Annotated in this window: 20 protein-coding genes, 1 tRNA gene and 1 rRNA gene; 9 read left to right on the top strand and 13 right to left on the bottom strand. The window is 61.3% G+C overall.

The window, feature by feature from the left end:
* Together NW804_RS09910 and NW804_RS09905 are read right to left on the bottom strand one after the other, a co-directional pair.
* On the bottom strand, window positions 1–188 hold a 188-nt coding region (locus tag NW804_RS09910; protein ID WP_414423439.1), incomplete at its 3' end, for an Arm DNA-binding domain-containing protein.
* A gap of 153 nt (window positions 189–341) precedes the next feature.
* Window positions 342–426 (bottom strand) — tRNA-Ser (locus NW804_RS09905).
* Between the two features lie 147 nt (window positions 427–573).
* On the opposite strand from NW804_RS09905, the gene NW804_RS09900 reads away from it, so the two are divergent.
* Genes NW804_RS09900 through NW804_RS09885 form a run of 4 tightly spaced genes read left to right on the top strand, consistent with a single transcriptional unit; the run spans window position 574 to window position 2,409 of the window.
* Complete coding sequence (locus NW804_RS09900; RefSeq protein ID WP_414423438.1) at window positions 574–1,128, top strand: hypothetical protein; 555 nt, start codon at window positions 574–576, stop codon at window positions 1,126–1,128.
* A gap of 3 nt (window positions 1,129–1,131) precedes the next feature.
* Window positions 1,132–1,569, top strand: a complete 438-nt coding sequence (locus NW804_RS09895; protein ID WP_414411046.1) for an SRPBCC family protein — start codon at window positions 1,132–1,134, stop codon at window positions 1,567–1,569.
* A 37-nt stretch (window positions 1,570–1,606) separates the two neighbouring features.
* Complete coding sequence (locus tag NW804_RS09890) at window positions 1,607–2,188, top strand: peroxiredoxin family protein (protein ID WP_414423437.1); 582 nt, start codon at window positions 1,607–1,609, stop codon at window positions 2,186–2,188.
* A gap of 41 nt (window positions 2,189–2,229) precedes the next feature.
* Window positions 2,230–2,409 (top strand): hypothetical protein, encoded by a 180-nt coding sequence (locus tag NW804_RS09885; protein WP_414423436.1) that lies wholly within the window; start codon window positions 2,230–2,232, stop codon window positions 2,407–2,409.
* Here NW804_RS09885 and NW804_RS09880 read toward each other — a convergent pair.
* Window positions 2,402–2,614 carry a hypothetical protein gene (locus tag NW804_RS09880; RefSeq protein ID WP_414423441.1) on the bottom strand — a complete coding sequence of 71 codons (213 nt, stop codon included), beginning with the start codon at window positions 2,612–2,614 and terminating at the stop codon, window positions 2,402–2,404. The two genes, NW804_RS09885 and NW804_RS09880, sit on opposite strands and share 8 nt — an antisense overlap.
* On the opposite strand from NW804_RS09880, the gene NW804_RS09875 reads away from it, so the two are divergent.
* Both NW804_RS09875 and pdxA read left to right on the top strand, forming a co-directional pair.
* Complete coding sequence (locus NW804_RS09875) at window positions 2,513–3,016, top strand: AarF/UbiB family protein (RefSeq protein ID WP_414423440.1); 504 nt, start codon at window positions 2,513–2,515, stop codon at window positions 3,014–3,016. The two genes, NW804_RS09880 and NW804_RS09875, sit on opposite strands and share 102 nt — an antisense overlap.
* 550 nt (window positions 3,017–3,566) lie before the next feature.
* The gene (gene pdxA, locus NW804_RS09870; RefSeq protein WP_414423435.1) at window positions 3,567–4,619 is read left to right on the top strand and encodes a 4-hydroxythreonine-4-phosphate dehydrogenase PdxA; all 1,053 of its coding nucleotides are present in this window, start codon (window positions 3,567–3,569) and stop codon (window positions 4,617–4,619) included.
* On the opposite strand, the gene rpiA is transcribed toward pdxA, so the two are convergent.
* From rpiA to NW804_RS09830, 8 genes are all read right to left on the bottom strand, one after another.
* A complete protein-coding gene (gene rpiA / locus NW804_RS09865) occupies window positions 4,576–5,268 on the bottom strand; it encodes a ribose-5-phosphate isomerase RpiA (RefSeq protein ID WP_414423434.1) in 693 nt (230 codons plus the stop codon). The two genes, pdxA and rpiA, sit on opposite strands and share 44 nt — an antisense overlap.
* Window positions 5,269–5,298: 30 nt before the next feature.
* Window positions 5,299–6,699: a 30S ribosomal protein S12 methylthiotransferase RimO gene (gene rimO, locus NW804_RS09860; RefSeq protein ID WP_414411052.1), complete on the bottom strand. Its 1,401-nt coding sequence runs from the start codon at window positions 6,697–6,699 to the stop codon at window positions 5,299–5,301.
* Window positions 6,700–6,847: 148 nt separating this feature from the next.
* Complete coding sequence (gene cbiQ / locus NW804_RS09855) at window positions 6,848–7,663, bottom strand: cobalt ECF transporter T component CbiQ (protein WP_414411053.1); 816 nt, start codon at window positions 7,661–7,663, stop codon at window positions 6,848–6,850.
* Window positions 7,650–8,294 (bottom strand): cobalt transporter CbiM, encoded by a 645-nt coding sequence (gene cbiM, locus NW804_RS09850; protein ID WP_414396300.1) that lies wholly within the window; start codon window positions 8,292–8,294, stop codon window positions 7,650–7,652. The genes cbiQ and cbiM overlap by 14 nt, the downstream gene beginning before the upstream one ends.
* Before the next feature lie 2 nt (window positions 8,295–8,296).
* On the bottom strand, window positions 8,297–8,782 hold the full coding sequence (locus NW804_RS09845) for a hypothetical protein (protein ID WP_414419925.1): 486 nt from the start codon (window positions 8,780–8,782) through the stop codon (window positions 8,297–8,299).
* A gap of 107 nt (window positions 8,783–8,889) precedes the next feature.
* Window positions 8,890–9,015 carry a hypothetical protein gene (locus tag NW804_RS09840; protein ID WP_414406100.1) on the bottom strand — a complete coding sequence of 42 codons (126 nt, stop codon included), beginning with the start codon at window positions 9,013–9,015 and terminating at the stop codon, window positions 8,890–8,892.
* Window positions 9,016–9,276: 261 nt separating this feature from the next.
* Entirely contained in the window at window positions 9,277–10,080 is an 804-nt protein-coding gene (locus NW804_RS09835; protein WP_414423433.1) for an SH3 domain-containing protein, read from the bottom strand.
* Window positions 10,081–10,226: 146 nt separating this feature from the next.
* Window positions 10,227–10,598, bottom strand: a complete 372-nt coding sequence (locus NW804_RS09830) for a hypothetical protein (RefSeq protein WP_414396293.1) — start codon at window positions 10,596–10,598, stop codon at window positions 10,227–10,229.
* Window positions 10,599–10,867: 269 nt separating this feature from the next.
* On the opposite strand from NW804_RS09830, the gene NW804_RS09825 reads away from it, so the two are divergent.
* Window positions 10,868–11,584, top strand: coding sequence for a response regulator transcription factor (locus NW804_RS09825; RefSeq protein WP_414419923.1), 717 nt, complete (start codon window positions 10,868–10,870; stop codon window positions 11,582–11,584).
* A 35-nt stretch (window positions 11,585–11,619) separates the two neighbouring features.
* On the opposite strand, the gene NW804_RS09820 is transcribed toward NW804_RS09825, so the two are convergent.
* Complete coding sequence (locus NW804_RS09820) at window positions 11,620–12,498, bottom strand: ABC transporter ATP-binding protein (protein ID WP_414411058.1); 879 nt, start codon at window positions 12,496–12,498, stop codon at window positions 11,620–11,622.
* Between the two features lie 198 nt (window positions 12,499–12,696).
* Here NW804_RS09820 and NW804_RS09815 point away from each other — a divergent pair, with 198 nt between their 5' ends.
* Both NW804_RS09815 and NW804_RS09810 read left to right on the top strand, forming a co-directional pair.
* The gene (locus tag NW804_RS09815; protein ID WP_414402159.1) at window positions 12,697–12,975 is read left to right on the top strand and encodes a hypothetical protein; all 279 of its coding nucleotides are present in this window, start codon (window positions 12,697–12,699) and stop codon (window positions 12,973–12,975) included.
* A 75-nt stretch (window positions 12,976–13,050) separates the two neighbouring features.
* On the top strand, window positions 13,051–14,580 hold the full coding sequence (locus NW804_RS09810; RefSeq protein ID WP_414423432.1) for a TM0106 family RecB-like putative nuclease: 1,530 nt from the start codon (window positions 13,051–13,053) through the stop codon (window positions 14,578–14,580).
* A gap of 77 nt (window positions 14,581–14,657) precedes the next feature.
* On the opposite strand, the gene rrf is transcribed toward NW804_RS09810, so the two are convergent.
* A 5S ribosomal RNA gene (gene rrf, locus NW804_RS09805) occupies window positions 14,658–14,760 on the bottom strand; the annotation flags it as partial.

The raw sequence follows: 14,760 nt of genomic DNA, 5'->3' as shown, positions 1-14,760 counted from the left end.
TCTCTCAGAGGGATGTACGGATATTCGCCAAGACTGAGCCGTCTTTCCTGGCCTCGGAAGCGGTAGCGAAACCGCCAGAGCCTCGACCCGTTGGGCTTCACCTCCAAGTACAGCCCTTCTTTGTCTGGCAACTGGTAGGGCTTGTCCTTGGGTTTGGCATTCCTGATAACTATCTCCGACAGAGCCATGTCCCGCCCTGGCTTTTGTGTCCCTGGTCATGTCCCACTTCAGCCCGGATTACAGTGGATTCTGTCAGTCTATCTTGGACACTGAAAAGCCCGGAAGCCCTTCTAGACAAGGGCTGGCTGGATCTGGGTGGATGTCATCGGACTACGTGGTAACGGAGAGGGTGGGATTCGAACCCACGGTGGCTTGCGCCACGGCAGTTTTCAAGACTGCTTCCTTAAACCACTCGGACACCTCTCCACCCTATCCCTGGCAGGGATCTGCAGCCTTACCTATCTTAGGCTCTGCAATTGCCTTTGTGCAGCCGGGGAGCCACCCCCCTGACAACAACTTGTGAGCAAGAACAGGGATCCGCTATAACCCACCTGAGGGATCCCTGGCTGACCGATGAGAGGACACTTTTGCCCAGCCCAGGTGCAACTTCTAGCTTGGCTGGCGCCGGTGTTGCTGACCGCCTGTCGACTCCTGCCGTCTACAGAACCTCCTGCCGCTGCCCAGCCGGATCCAGTGCTGCGCCACATCGGTGAAGATGGCACCCACTTTGAGGCTTCTGTGGGCGATACCCGCGCCCTTCCTCCCCACTTCCCGCAGCAGTTGCGCCTGCCCAACGCCACCGTCGTCTCTTCCGGGCAGATTTGGGATCAGGAGGGGGGATTGGCTTCCTTGATCCTGGAGACCTCTCAGCCTCTGGAGGAGATTGCCGCCTACTACCGCCGCACCCTCTGGGGCCGGGGCTGGGATCTCCTCTCCGATGTTGAGCAGGCCAACGGCATCCGCACGCTAGTGTTCGAGTCTCCCCCCCGCCCCGACAGACCACTCCAGCAGGCAGTCATCCAGCTGGGATCCCCTCGCCGCGGGCCGGATCAGGTGGAGTACCGCGATATCTTGATTTTGCTGAGTACCATTGCCCCTGTTGGCGAAGCGCCGCCTGCTGCTCCTTAGAGCATGCCCGTCTATACCCAAGCAATTGAAATTGCCGCTGGCGTGGCCCAGGTGGAGCGCTGCCTAGTCGACCCCGAGCTGATGCGGCGCTGGCTCAGCCCCCTTTTGGGATGTGAAGCCTTGGGATCCCCTACGGGACAATTGGGTAGCCGCTACCGCTTTTTCCTACGCCTGCCTCTAGTCTCCCCCAGCTTGGACTGCGTGATTGTCGAGCGCGCCGAGGGTCTGGTGGAGTGGCAGTTCGAGGGTTTTTTTCAGGGCACTGACCGCTGGGAGTGCCACCCCCAAGCATTGGGGACGCTCTTGGTCAACCGCTTTGCGTTTTGCATCCCCAACCCCTGGGTAGCGGCAGGGTTTCATCTCGTGGCAGCAGAGCTGACCCGGCACGACATGCGGGCGCAACTGCGGCGGCTAAAGGCAGTAGCCGAGGCTTTGGGTTAGGCTGGTGGCAGGGAGTAAAGAAACGTAAAAAACTGCCATGACCAGCAACAGCGGCTTGTTCAACCGTCGCTTCTTCGAAAACTTCATCCCCCAGCCAGCCAACAACTCTCTGCAGATTGGCGAGCTGGCCCCCGACTTTGAGCTGCCTAACGTGCAAGGGGATCCCGTGCGCCTGTCAGACTACCGCGGCCACAAGCCGGTGGTTCTGGCCTTTACCCGCATCTTTACGGAAAAGCTCTTCTGCCCCTTCTGCTACCCCCACATCCAGGAGCTGAAGGCCCGCTACGAAGAGATCCGGGCGCTGGGAGCAGAGCTGCTGATGGTTACCAGCACCGACCCGGTGCAAAGCCAACAGATCCAAGCCGACCTGCAACTACCGTATCCGCTATTGGTGGATCCAGAGTGCAAAACTTTTCGGCTCTACGGCGTTGGCCAGGCGCTGGGAGCGCCCCTGCCGGGCCAGTTTGTTGTCGATCGCGAGGGGAGGCTGCGCTATAAGCATCTCTTCTCCTTTGCCGAGCCCAACGCCAACACTGACGAAGTGCTGCGGGTCTTGCGGGAGGGGCTGACCGGCGGTTGGGACGGAACCCGTCGAGTGGCTCCTGTGCCCTTTTTCTAAGCTGCTGTTTCTAGGCAAGCCTGGAAGAGGGTGGAAAAGGGGTGGTCTTTGCGCGGCTGGCCCGGAACAGCGCCCGGCAAGCGGAGGCCCTGGAAGTAGTCCTGCGCCATGCCTGGGACTACATGCGGCGCTTGCTCTCCTTGGGCAAGGCGGAAGAGCTGCAACTGCCGCCGCCTCTGGTGCTGCGAACATCCTGGTGGATTTGGGGCCGGTTTACGTGAAGCTAGGCCAGTTGCTGAGCACCCGCCTCGATCTGCTGCCGCGGGAGTACATCGAGCCCTCAGCAGCCTGCAGAGCAATGTGCCCCCCGTGCCCTGGAACGCGGTGGAGATCCTGCTGCGCCAGCAGTTGCGCCAGCCGCTGGAGCGGGTCTTCAGCAGCCTTGACACAGGAGCGGTGGCAGCGGGATCCATCGCCCAAGTCCATCGCGCCCGCCTCGTGAGCGGCGAAGCAGTGGCCCTCAAGATCCAGCGGCAGCATTGCCGAGCTGGTGGCGCAAACAGAGTTTGGCCGGCTGACCGACGTGGTGGCCTTGGCCAACGAATTTTGCCGAGCCATCCGGTTGGGCTCTGGTCGCGTTGCTCTCTTGAACTGTGGCATGGTCGGGCGGCTGGATCCCCGCCCACAGCCGATTGTGCTGGAGCTGATTTTGGCTATCGTCAGCCTGGATGCCCAGCGCTGTGCCGAGCTGACTCTGGAACTGGCCCTGCCAGAAAGTCCTGGGGGCAGCCTGCGGGATCCCGCCGTCAGCCTGGCCCAACTGCAGAGGAAATACGAGCGTCTCCTGCAGCAGTACTACACCCTGAGTGTTGCCGAGCTGGATTTTAGCCAGCTCTTTTCCGAGATCCTGCAGGCGGCACGGCGCAACTAGATCCGCTGGATCCCTCGGTGCCGCCATCCTCTTGGCGCAAACCCACCGCTTTCAGGTCTTCTGGCTGAGCGAGCTGCTTTTTAGCGCCGCCAGCCTGTTGGGCCTGTGGCTTATCCTGAGCATCCTCCGCTCCGGCCGCCTGCGCGGCTAACCCCCAGACCTACGTATCCCTGTGCTTGGGATGTTTGCAAAACAACGGTATCAACGCCTTTGCGAGCGCCTTCAAAAATCCCGCAAAGGCCCATTTTTTCGTTACCCGCTCGATGCCTTGCGCCACAGGGCTCTCACCCCCCTCTCCAAGGCCACTTTTTGCCCTTTTGACTGACCCCCTTGCGAATGGGTCTTGTACCCCTTGCCCTGCTTGGCTTTAATGGGGGTAGAGTTCCTCCTTCAGGGAGACTCCTAGAAATTGGAAACCGAAGTGAACTTTGAGCTGTTAAAGTTGAACTCTATTCCTAGCTCCCCCTTCGGGGGGATAAAAATTGGAAAGGAATCGGGAACGCCCCTGTGAGCCTAGTGCTGCCAAAGCTCGCCCTGACGTTGGGAGATCCAGCGGGGATTGGGCCAGAGATTGTGCTCAAGGCGCTGGCGGATCCCCAGGTGCAGGCCTGCGCCCAGATAACGGTGGTGGGCGAGCGGCAGGTTTTGCAGGCTACCTACCGTCTCTTGAAGGCAAAAGGGGTGGCAGATCCCTTAGCTGACCCGGCAGGGATCCCCGTCCTAGAGTGCGGCAGCGGCTTCCACCTAGAGTTCTCTCGTGTGGGCCGGGGGGATGCCCAGAGCGGAGCGGCCAGCTTTGTCTACCTGAAAACGGCTGTTGAAGGGGCGCTGCAAGGCCAGTTCCAGGGGATCGTGACCGCCCCCATTGCCAAATACCTCTGGCACCAAGCGGGCTACCCCTTCCCCGGCCAAACAGAGGTACTGGCCCAGCTCAGCGGGCGCGAGTGCTACGGGATGCTGTTTGTGGCCCGTTCTCCCTACAGCGGCTGGCAGATGCGGGTTCTACTGGCCACCACCCACATCCCCTTGAGCCAGGTGCCCCTCACCCTCACCCCAGAGCTGGTGCGCAGGAAGTTGGACTTGCTGGCGGGATCCCTGCGCGAGCTCTTTGGGATTGGCGATCCCGTGATTGCCGTGGCTGGCCTCAACCCCCATGCCGGCGAACGGGGGCAACTGGGTTCAGAAGAACAGGAGTGGCTGGCGGAGCTGCTAGGTACCTATCCCCACGCCAGAATCTGGGGGCCGCTCCCCCCCGATACGATGTGGCTAGCTCCCGCCCAAGCCTGGTATGGTCAAGGGTCTCCCCCCGTGGCCGATGCCTACCTGGCCCTCTACCACGACCAAGGCCTGATCCCGGTGAAGCTGCTGGCGTTTGACCGAGCCGTCAACCTAACCCTGGGGCTGCCCTTTATTCGCACCTCCCCTGACCACGGCACCGCCTTTGACATAGCTGGACAGGGGGTGGCCCGCGCCGAGAGCCTCAAGCAGGCAATCCTGCTGGCAGCCGAACTGGCCCCTACGGCCGCCGCAGCGTCTCGATCCCTTCAGGGCCAGCGATAATGGCCTCGGTGGCCATGCCGATAAACAGGCCGTGCTCCACTACCCCCACCGTTGCTTTGAGTTGCTCAGCTAGCTTGACTGGATCGGCAATGGGGCCAAACTGGCAGTCGAGGATGTAGTGCTGCTCGTCGGTGAGGTAGGGATCCCCGTCGGCCGTGCGCCGCAGCACCGCCTGGCAGCCCAGGGCCTCCACCCGCGCCAGGGTAGTCTTCCAGCCAAAGCGCACCACCTCCACCGGCACTGGGAAGCGCGTGCCTAGCTGCGCCACCTTCTTGGAGGCGTCGGCAATGATGATTAGCTCGGCGGCGCTGGCCTCCACCAGTTTCTCCCGCAGCAGGGCTCCCCCTGCCCCCTTGATGAGATTGAGGGATCCCACCTCAATTTCATCAGCTCCATCGATGGCCAGATCCAAGCGAGGCTGCTCTTCCAGCGTGGCCAGCGGGATCCCTAGAGAGCGGGCCTGTTCTGCCGTGCGCTCGGAAGTGGGCACCCCGATGAACTGCAGCCCCTCCTTTCGCATGCGCTGGGCTAGGGCGCTCACCGCAAAGGCGGCTGTGGAGCCCGTCCCCAGGCCCACCACCATGCCTGACTGTACCCGCTGGGCTGCTGCCTGGGCTGCCGCCTGTTTCAGCTCCTCAGAACTAGTCATCCTATTCCCGCTGGAGTCCAACTTGCTATTCTACCGCCCACTCCAACTAAAGCCCTGCGGCGCCTCCACCACCTGGCCGAAGAGATCGTAGGGCTCGGCCCGCGTAATCTGGACCGGCACCAGGGATCCCAGGGATCCGGGCCCGCGCACATACACCACCCCGTCCACCTCAGGGGCAAAGCGGGGGGAGCGGCCAATCCACTCGCCCGTGCGGGGGTTTTCCTGCTCCAGGAGCACAGGCACCACCTGCCCCACCTGCTCGCGGTTGCGGCGGAAGGCGATCCCCTGCTGCAGCTGCATCAGGCGGGCGCGGCGCTCTTTTTTGACGCGCTCAGGCACTTGGTGAGGAAGGTGGTAGGCAGGCGTGCCTTCTTCGGGAGAAAAGGTAAACACCCCCACATGGTCAAATTGGTGGCGCTGCACAAAGTCCAACAGATGCTGGAAGTGCTCCTCTGTCTCGCCAGGAAAGCCGACGATGAAGCTGGTGCGCAGCACGGCCTTGGGTAGGGCCTGACGCAGCCGCTCGATCAACCGGTCGTTGACCTGGTCCTGCCAGGGGCGGTTCATGGCCTTGAGGATCTCGGGGTGGCTGTGCTGCAGCGGCAGATCCAGATAGAGCAAGAAATTGGGGGTCTCCTGAATGGCCTCTACCACTGCCGGAGTAATGCCCGTAGGGTAGGCATAGAGCATGCGGACCCAGGGAATAGGGATCTTGCCCAGAGCACGGATGAGCTCAGCCAGCCGCGGCTCCCCGTAGAGGTCGATCCCGTAGTTGGTGGTGATCTGGGAAATGAGAATCAGCTCCTGCACCCCTTCTGCAGCCAGTTGTTCGGCCTCCCGCAGGATGGACTCGATGGGGCGAGAGCGTTGCTTGCCCCGCAGGTGGGGGATGATGCAGAAAGAGCAGCGATAGTCACACCCCTCTGCCACCCGCAGGTAGGCCACTGGCGCGTGGGTAGTGCGATAGCGGGGGACAGTCTCATCGGCAATGTAGTCCAAGCTGGAGGTGACGGCATTAACCCGCTCTCCCCGCTCCACCCGCTCCATAACCTGGACAATCTGGTGGTAGTCGCCCGTGCCCACAATGGCCACCGCCTCTGGGATCTCCCGCAGCAGCTCCTCCTGGAAGTGCTGCGCCAAGCAGCCAGCGATGATGAGCTTCTTGCCCTGCACTGCCAGCTCCATCAAGGTGCTGACCGACTCCCGCCGCGCCGCTTCGATGAAGCTGCAGGTGTTGACGATGACGTAGTCGGCGCTTTCTTCATCCCCCTCCACCCGGTAGCCTGCCTGGGCCAGCAGGCCCATCATGTGTTCCGTGTCCACGCGGTTTTTCTCACAGCCCAGATGCACAACGGCAACAGCCGGCGCTTCCTTTGGGGAGGCGGCAGGGCTGCGAGAGGGCGTAGGCAGAGCGGTTTCCAACCGGTTCATAGCCACAGGAGAGGCCGAGAGAATGGCAACAATAGACAACAAATGAATTGGGAAAATTGAGGCCTTCCTATTCTAGTTCTAGTTGGGTTTCGCTTCTAAAGGCGGGGAGGAGGACTGTCCATCTTGTCTAACTCCCCTGCCAACCAGCTCAATCGGGATAACCCCCAAATTGAACCCACACCAAGCCGAGAGCCACAGCCACCGCCAGCCCAGTGGCCGCCCAGCTCCAGGGATCCCTTGCCATCTCTTCTGGGAGCAGAGGTGCTCTTCCATAGCCCCTCAGGCGCAGCGCCTGATAGACCCGCTCGGAGCGCTCGTAGCTGCGCACCAGGAGAGTGCCCACTGCAGCAGCCAGGAAGGGAAGGTCTTGTCGCAAGGCCAGGTCCGGACGCCACAGGGATCCCCGCGGTCGCCAGCCCCTCAGCCGAGCTGCCCGCTGCATCCGCTGCCACTGGGTAGCCACCTCCTGCAAATAGCGCTGGGTTAGCCAAGCCAGTTCCAGGAGTAGGTCGGGGATCCCCAAAGCCCCTAGGGCTGCCAACAGGGCCGGCAGAGGGGTGGTCTCCCCCAGCAGCATTGCCAGGGCCAACAGCGCCAGGCTGCGCCCGCCAAGGCAAAGCGCCCTCTCCAGCCCCTCCCAGCGCAAAGCCAAGGAGCCCCACTGCCAGAGGAAGGTCTCCCCAACGGCAAAAGGCAAGAAGAGGACGAAGGCTATCAACAAAACTCCTGGGGCGGCCAGCCGTCTTAGCCCTCGGCGCAGGGGCAAGCCGGAGAGCGCCCAAAGAAGAGCCACCAACACCCAAACTAGGGGTAGCAAGGCCAAGCGCTGCACCTGGGCAAAAGCCGCCATCAATGCCAGTAGGCCAACCACCTTGGGCAGAGGCCGCCAGCGGTGGAGCCAAGGGGAGGAAAAACTCCTGGAGGCGAGAGGCGGGCAGGGCAGATTAGCCTTAGAGCTTTTCATCCTCCCCCAAAAGCTGCGGCTGTACCCGCTGCAAGAACAGCACCACCCAACGGGTAAACAGCCCCTCCACCCCTGCCAGCGGCAGATGAGCTGCCATCAAGCCGGCCAGGGCCAAGCGCTCTGCGGACGTGGAAGGGATCCCCTCGCTGTACAGCGCCGCCAGCACCACGCCGTAAAATAGCAGCGCCGCCAGCACCACCCCTGCAGCTCCTGCCCAAAAGGCAGCCCAGCCCGTTCCCAGCCGCCGCCGGCTTGCTTGAAAGATCCCTCCTGCCAGAAGCGCCGGGATCCCCAAGATGGCGGCGTTGATCCCCAGGGTGGTCAGCCCTCCATGCCCGAAAGCCACGGCCTGAAAGAACAGGCCCACCAGGATGGCCGGGTAGGCCAAGACCCCCAAGAGCACGCCCATTAGGCCATTGAGCAGCAGGTGCAGGCTGGTTGGAGGAAAGGGCAGGTGAATGGAGGAGGCGACAAAAAAAGCCGCTGTCAGCAGCGCTGCCTTGGGGAGCGGGCGGCGGGGATCCCTTTCCAGCCGCTGCAGGCGGCCCAGGCTGTAGCCGGTGATCAAGGCGGTGAGGCCATAGCCTCCCAACCACAGGGGCGCTGGCAAAAGGCCCTCGCTGATGTGCATGGCTAGTCCTGCTCCAGAGCAGCAGCGCCGACTTCGGAGCTTGGCCGTTCTCCACCCACAGAGGCGGCAGGGCGGGGCCGCAAGAAAAACAGCGCTGTGCCTAAGCAGCCCCAGATAACGCAGGCAGCCATGACCCCCCGCTGCAGAGGCCCAAAGCCAGGAGAGGGGGGGCTGGGGATCCCTAGCCCCTCTCCAACCGGCACCTTCACCACTACGCCGTGCCCCGCCTGGCGAATGTGCACCTGCCACAGGCCCTTGAGCTCCGGATCCGGCTGCAGCCAAAACCGGCCCTGGGCGTCCGTCTGCCCCTCCTGCCAAGGAGTGCTGGGATTGCTAGGTGCAAACACCGTTACCTGCGCCGAACGCATCGGCTCGCCTGTATCGTAGCGGGCCTGGATCTCGAACGTGGGAACTGCTCGCCAAGAGGCCTCCACCCCGTGTCCCCAAGCCGGGGCAGCCAGAAGCAAGCCAAAAGCCAGCCAGCTCAATTGCCAGCAAGAGTGGAAAGGGGCGCGACTTGGCCAGACTGGGTTCATCGCTAAGCAAAGGATAGAGGACAACAAAAGCCAACGGGACTTGAGGGCAAAGACCTACGTCAAGAACCCCGTCCTGCCGAGGCAATCAGGCGAACCCCAGCGCTGCCTTTGAGGCCGTCCTTGAAGGGCAGCCTGTCATTCCCAAACAGGTGGTCGAAGTGAAAGGCGGCTTCCCAGTCCGCCACCTGGCCTCCCGGACAAGACCCTTGTGCTCTTCTCCCACCTACTCGCCACAGACGAGGGCCAGCTCAGGACTGAACTTGAGCACACATGGGATCCCCTCCGCCTCCCTTTTTGCTGTTCAGGCTCTACCCTTGATCCAGAGAGAGTAGCCCTTCGACGGACCCTCCAGCGCCGGCATTTGTCGCTTGGCCCAGGCAGTCCTGCTCTACCGAACCACAGATTTCTTCACCCTTACAATCCCCCGCTGGGGCATCCCCCAGAAACTACTCCTGCGCCAAGTTTCCGGCCCGCACCCAACCTTCCTGCCCGTTCTGCCGCCGGATGCGCTGCCAGCGGCCATCGGCGCTGTATTCCAGCACTTCCACCACCTCGTTCATGGGCACACCACCGATGTAAGCTCCTTCCCGGTCGGGAGTGGCCCGTAGCGCTAGGCCAATCGGCTCAATTACCCGTCCCCGTTCCCCTGGAGCAAGGCTGGTTTCTACCAGTGGCCGAATTGGCGAGGGGGTAGAGTTAGGTGTAGATTCAACCCCAGAAGTTGCAGAAAGTGGAGCCGAGGCAACTGCTGCTCCTTCCACGGGGCCCAGGTTGCCAGCGCGTACCCAGCCTTCCTGGCCGTTCAGCTCTCGCCGCACCCGTTGCCAGCGGCCATCGGCGCTGTACTCCAGCACCGTCACTATTTCCCCCGCCCCAATTCCCCCTTGGTAAGCTCCCTCCACCGAGGGCTTGCTGCGGATGGCTAGACCCAGAGGCTCGATCACCCGCCCCCGGCTGCCAGGCGGAAAGGCAGTGGAATCAAGGCTGCCTACAGCCGGCGGAGACTCCCTCTGAGTAGGGCGAGCCGAGGGGGAAAAGGGCAAGCTTGTCGGTCTAGGCAAAGGCTCCACCCGCACCGCTCGAGGAAACTGCGGCACTGCAGGGGGAGCCAGCAGGGGAGCAATGAACTGCCACGCCTGCCAACCCAGAGCAGCCAAGGCCCCAACCGAGAGGCTCAGGGCCATTAGGGTGCCGAAGGGAAAACTCCCCACCGCGGGAGAAGAACGGCCTCGCACCGGGTAGTTAGCCATCCAAAACTCAGCTCCCAAAAGCTGAGAGTAAGAGCCTTGCCAACGCTTGCAAGCCCCAGAGCATCTCTAGTACTTCTAGTTTCGCCTCTGGGTGCTGGCTTGGGAAGCTATCTCCCAAGGGGCAAGCTCAGCAGCACGTTTAGCCTCTACTTGGTGAACATATTCTCCCAGTCAGTGGTGAGAATTTCGTGGCCAAAGGTCCAGCCGGCTAGGAGCAAGGGCAAGGCCAAGCCCAAGAAGCCGAAGAAACTGATTACCTGAGCAATTTGCCGCTGTGCCCTTTTCCTTTTCGGGTCGGGGATGTTACTAGCAGCTACCGTGAGCTTTGAGCAAAAGGCTACCACCACCGCCCCCGCTGGCCCCAGCACCAGCGATGGCCACAGCCAATCCGCTACCTGCGCATACTCGTAGGCCCGCGTGAACGGCATGATGACGAAACAGACCAGCTCTAGCACTCCCCAGGTGAAGAGGGCCACCTGGATATCCTTGCGAAAGACGGCGTTGGGATCGTAGTACATAAGCCTCTGGGAAAAACCCCCACCATGCCACTCTAAGGCCTGGCCGGCAAGTTGTTACTCCCCTCCTTTGCAGACAGCCTAACTGGAGTGGTTGCCACTCATTTGCCCAGAGACAGAGGCTCGAGGAAAGCCAAACAGCCAATTCAATAAGAGTCTGAAGCAGTCTGTTGTATAAATAAAGACTGCCTGGGTTTGCCGCTTTCTGCAGCCCGGATACGTCCTGCTGGCAGAGCTCTTCTGCAGCCCTGCCCCCTCCTAGTCAACCCGCTATGTTCCGCATCCTTATTGTCGACGACGATCCCAGCATTTGCACGCTGCTCAAGCGGTACTTGCAGCGCCAAGGGTACACGGTCGAGGTGGCTGCAACCGGTGCCGAGGGCCTGCAGCAGTTACGTACTTTTCAGCCGGACTTGGTGATTTTGGATTTGAACTTGCCAGATGTCAGCGGCTACAGCCTCTGCCGGCAGATGCAAAAGGAGACTGGCGTGTATGTATTGATGCTAACCAGCCGAGTGAATCCTGCCGACAAGCTGCAAGGATTTCAGCTAGGCGCAGATGACTACCTGACCAAACCCTTCACCCTACCGGAGCTACAAGCACGGGTGCAGGCTATCCTGCGCCGAGGGCGGACGAAAGCCCAGGGAGGAAGCGCCCCCGTTCTAACCTTTGCCTCCTTGGTGATTAACCCAGAAACCCGGGAAGTCACTCGCGACCAGCGCCCCATTAGCCTAACGGCTCTGGAGTTTGACTTGCTCTACACCATGGCCCGCTACCCTGGACGGGTTTGGCGACGCGCTGAGCTGATCCGAGAGGTGTGGGACTTTAACTATGAAGGAGATGAGCGAGTCGTTGATGTCCACATTGGCCAAATTCGCAAGAAGTTAGAGACTGATGCCAGTCAGCCAGAGCTAATCCGCACCGTGCGCGGCGTTGGCTACAAGTTTGAGCCCCCCACTCCAAAGGAGGGAGGAGGGGAATTCAAATAGCCATAAAAGAGAGAGAGGTTGAGAGTAAAAGCGCGCTAATCCAGACGACGGCCTGTCAAGCGCACAAAGATATCTTCTAGGTTGGCAGGGCGCACCATCAGGCCGGTTTTGTCGGATTCAGCTTCCAACTGCCGCTGGGCCTCCGCCAAGCTGGGGAAAAAGGTGTAGCTCACCTCCTGTCCAGGTCGGGAGCGCACCAGCAGAGCTTCCCCGTACTTGGCCCGCAACTGACTAGGGCTGCCCAGCTCGATCAGCTTGCCGCCGTCCATGATGCCGATGCGGTCGCACAGCTCTTCGGCCTCCTCCATGTAGTGGGTGGTAACTAGCAAGGTCATCCCCTGTCGATTCAGATCCCGCAGGATCTCCCACAACAGCCGCCGCGCTTGGGGATCCAATCCAACCGTCGGCTCGTCCAGGAACAAGATTTGAGGCTGGTGCAGCAGGGCTCTGGCCACTTGCAGGCGCCGCTTCATGCCGCCGGAGAGGGTCTTCACCTTGTCGTGCCGCCGGTCGGCCAGCTTCACGTACTCCAGCCACTCGTCAATGCGCCGCTGCCGCTCCGGGTTGGGAATGTGGTGCATGCGGCCGTGGAACTCCAGGTTTTCCCAAACCGTTAGCTCCGCCTCTAGGGTAATAGGCTGCAACACCACCCCAATCTGCCGCCGCACTGCTAAGGGATCCCGCACCACGTCGTAGCCCCCCACTTGGATGGATCCCTGGCTGGGTCGCGTGAGGCTAGTGAGCATGCGGATGGTGGTGGATTTGCCGGCGCCGTTGGGCCCCAGCAGGGCAAATACCTCCCCCTGAAAGATCCGCAGGCTCAAGTCCTGAACAGCCACCTGCTGCCCAAAGCGCTTCCACACCCCCTGCGTTTCCACTGCCGCCGGCTGGGTCTGGGGCAGAGTCGGGGCCATTGAAAGAGTGGTTGCAGTCGGCTCCATCTGCAGTGTAAAGAAACCTTTCTTCCCTAGCATACGCCAGTTGGGTTGGCCTTCTCTCCTGGGCGGCTGTGATCTTCCTTACTCGGAGCTTTCACCTCGCCCTTGCAAAATAATTGCTGAGGAGCGGGGCTAGCCGAAGCTCTACCCGAAGCACCAGAGTGGAGAGGAACTATGCCAAGTGGAGACCGATTCGATCAGATTGACTTCCGCCTGGATCGCCTAGTCGGCGCTGTGTTGACCCTAGTTGAAGCCGTCAGCTCTATCAAAGACGACTTGTCCCAGTTAAAAGACATCGTTCAGCAGCAGGCGCGGATGACGCAAGAGCACAGCGCGTGGCTGGAGGAGTTCAAGGCCGTCTGCCAGCAGCAAGCTGAAACCGCCCAGCGCCAGGCCGCAACGGTTGAGCGCCTCATTGCCCACTTCTTGCTAGCTCAGCAGCCCAAGGCTTAAGGCATGTCACAATGACAGCAGAGCTGAGGTCATCCGCCCTTGGAGTTCCCGCTTGCACCAGCCCAGCAGGGTTCTGTGGACACAGAAGAGGTGCTGGCCTTTTTTCGCTGTCGTCGCCTGCCCTACTTGGATCGCTTTGGACCTCAAGAAGCCAAGCTGCCGACGGAAAACCTGCTGGAGCAATGGCGTCGGGATCGCCAAGCTCTGCAAGCTACTGTCCTGGAGCGATTCCCGGGAGAACAGGTCGCGCCGGGCAATGAAGCCCTTCTGGCAGCTATGGCAGCAGGGGCGGAGCGGATCTACGGCGGGCAGATTGTAGCAGAGCTGTTTTGGGAAGCTGAGGCGGAGCTTGCCAGCTCTGAAGTTGCCCTCGCCTCTTCCCCTGAGACAGAGCTTGAGCTCCCTGAGGACGACTCCACTAGGGCTGTTCCAGAGTTTCGCTCCGTTTGGGTAAGCAGCTCGCTGGACCTCCTGATTCGGGATCCCGCCCTTCGCAGCCAAGACCGGCCCGTTTACCTGCCGGTGCACATTCGCCTCGGCAAGCGCCCCAAGCCGGAGTACGAACTGTTGTTGGCTTTGCAGGCCGAGTTGCTTGGATCCCTGGAGGGGCAGGTGCCCAAGCACGGCTTTCTAATTTTGAAAGACAAGGAATGGTACCCCGTCGAGCTAGATCGACGACGTGCTCAGGTGCGCCGCCTGCTGCAAGATTACCTGCGCTCCCTCAGTCGACCCGAGCCGCCCCAGGTGTTAATGGCCCGCAGCCGCTGTCATCTCTGCCACTGGCGGAACTACTGTCGGCAGCTAAACGCCACCACCCAGCCCCTCAGCCTGCTACCGGGTGTAACTAGATCCCGCTATCCCCTTCTGCAAAAGGCGGGGATCGACTCAATTGAAGCCTTAGCCAACGCCCCTCTGGAAACGCTGCAGGCCATTCCCCAGTTGGGAGCCCGCGTGGCCCTGCAACTGCAGCTCCAAGCCCGCGCCGCCCTCAGCCGCCAGCCTATCTGGCTGCAATCCCCACCCCCAGCTCTGCCGACAGCGCCCGTGGAGCTGTACTTCGACATCGAGGCAGATCCCCGCCACAACGTTGCTTACCTGCTGGGCTTGCTCGTGGTAGAACAAGCAGAGGAGCACAAGGTTGTCAACTACTACAGTTGCCTAGCTGCCGAGCCACAGGAGGAAGGACAGGCCTGGCAACAGTTTCTAGAGTTGGTTCAACGTTACCCTGAGGCGCCCATTTATCATTTCCATGGCTTTGAAGTACAGACTTGCCGGCAACTGGGGGAGCAGTACCAAACGGATCCCCGAGAGGTGCAGCAACTGTTGGAGCGCTTTGTGGATTTACACACCTGGATTCAGCGGTCGGTAGTGCTGCCCGTTGAGAGCTACTCCCTGAAGAACATCGCCCGCTGGCTGGGGTTCAAGTGGCGACTGCCCGAGGCCAATGGAGCCTACTCCATCTACTGGTATAGCCAGTGGCTAGAAACACGAGATCGCCACTATCTAGAGCAGACACTCATCTACAACGAGGACGATTGCCAGGCTACCTATCGCCTTAAAGCTTGGTTGAGTCAGAGTGCAGCTTCTGAGTCCAGTAGGAGATAGCTCCTTCCCATTGCCTAGCAAGGCAGTAACTGCCCTCCTTCTTCCAGCAAAAAACCCCCACCGAGGGGTGTAGTAGGGTCTGGCACCGAGCTATTTTTCCGGGGGGTCACCCCTCCAGTAGGTTCGCCGCTGATGCGTTTCACGTCCGAGTTCGGGATGGAGTCGGCGTGGTTCCACATC

The sequence above is a fragment of the Synechococcus sp. WC10meta genome (genome assembly GCF_047461475.1).
The sequence above is the reverse complement of the archived record's forward strand: the minus strand, read 5'-3'. Positions and strand labels throughout refer to the sequence as shown.

Coding starts and splice junctions, on each gene's coding strand:
- NW804_RS09900 (WP_414423438.1), top strand. CDS start 574: ATGAGAGGACACTTTTGCCCAGCCCAGGTGCAACTTCTAGCTTGGCTG.
- NW804_RS09895 (WP_414411046.1), top strand. CDS start 1,132: ATGCCCGTCTATACCCAAGCAATTGAAATTGCCGCTGGCGTGGCCCAG.
- NW804_RS09890 (WP_414423437.1), top strand. CDS start 1,607: ATGACCAGCAACAGCGGCTTGTTCAACCGTCGCTTCTTCGAAAACTTC.
- NW804_RS09880 (WP_414423441.1), bottom strand. CDS start 2,614: ATGGACTTGGGCGATGGATCCCGCTGCCACCGCTCCTGTGTCAAGGCT.
- rpiA (WP_414423434.1), bottom strand. CDS start 5,268: ATGACTAGTTCTGAGGAGCTGAAACAGGCGGCAGCCCAGGCAGCAGCC.
- rimO (WP_414411052.1), bottom strand. CDS start 6,699: ATGAACCGGTTGGAAACCGCTCTGCCTACGCCCTCTCGCAGCCCTGCC.
- cbiQ (WP_414411053.1), bottom strand. CDS start 7,663: ATGAAAAGCTCTAAGGCTAATCTGCCCTGCCCGCCTCTCGCCTCCAGG.
- cbiM (WP_414396300.1), bottom strand. CDS start 8,294: ATGCACATCAGCGAGGGCCTTTTGCCAGCGCCCCTGTGGTTGGGAGGC.
- NW804_RS09835 (WP_414423433.1), bottom strand. CDS start 10,080: ATGGCTAACTACCCGGTGCGAGGCCGTTCTTCTCCCGCGGTGGGGAGT.
- NW804_RS09830 (WP_414396293.1), bottom strand. CDS start 10,598: ATGTACTACGATCCCAACGCCGTCTTTCGCAAGGATATCCAGGTGGCC.
- NW804_RS09825 (WP_414419923.1), top strand. CDS start 10,868: ATGTTCCGCATCCTTATTGTCGACGACGATCCCAGCATTTGCACGCTG.
- NW804_RS09820 (WP_414411058.1), bottom strand. CDS start 12,498: ATGGCCCCGACTCTGCCCCAGACCCAGCCGGCGGCAGTGGAAACGCAG.
- NW804_RS09815 (WP_414402159.1), top strand. CDS start 12,697: ATGCCAAGTGGAGACCGATTCGATCAGATTGACTTCCGCCTGGATCGC.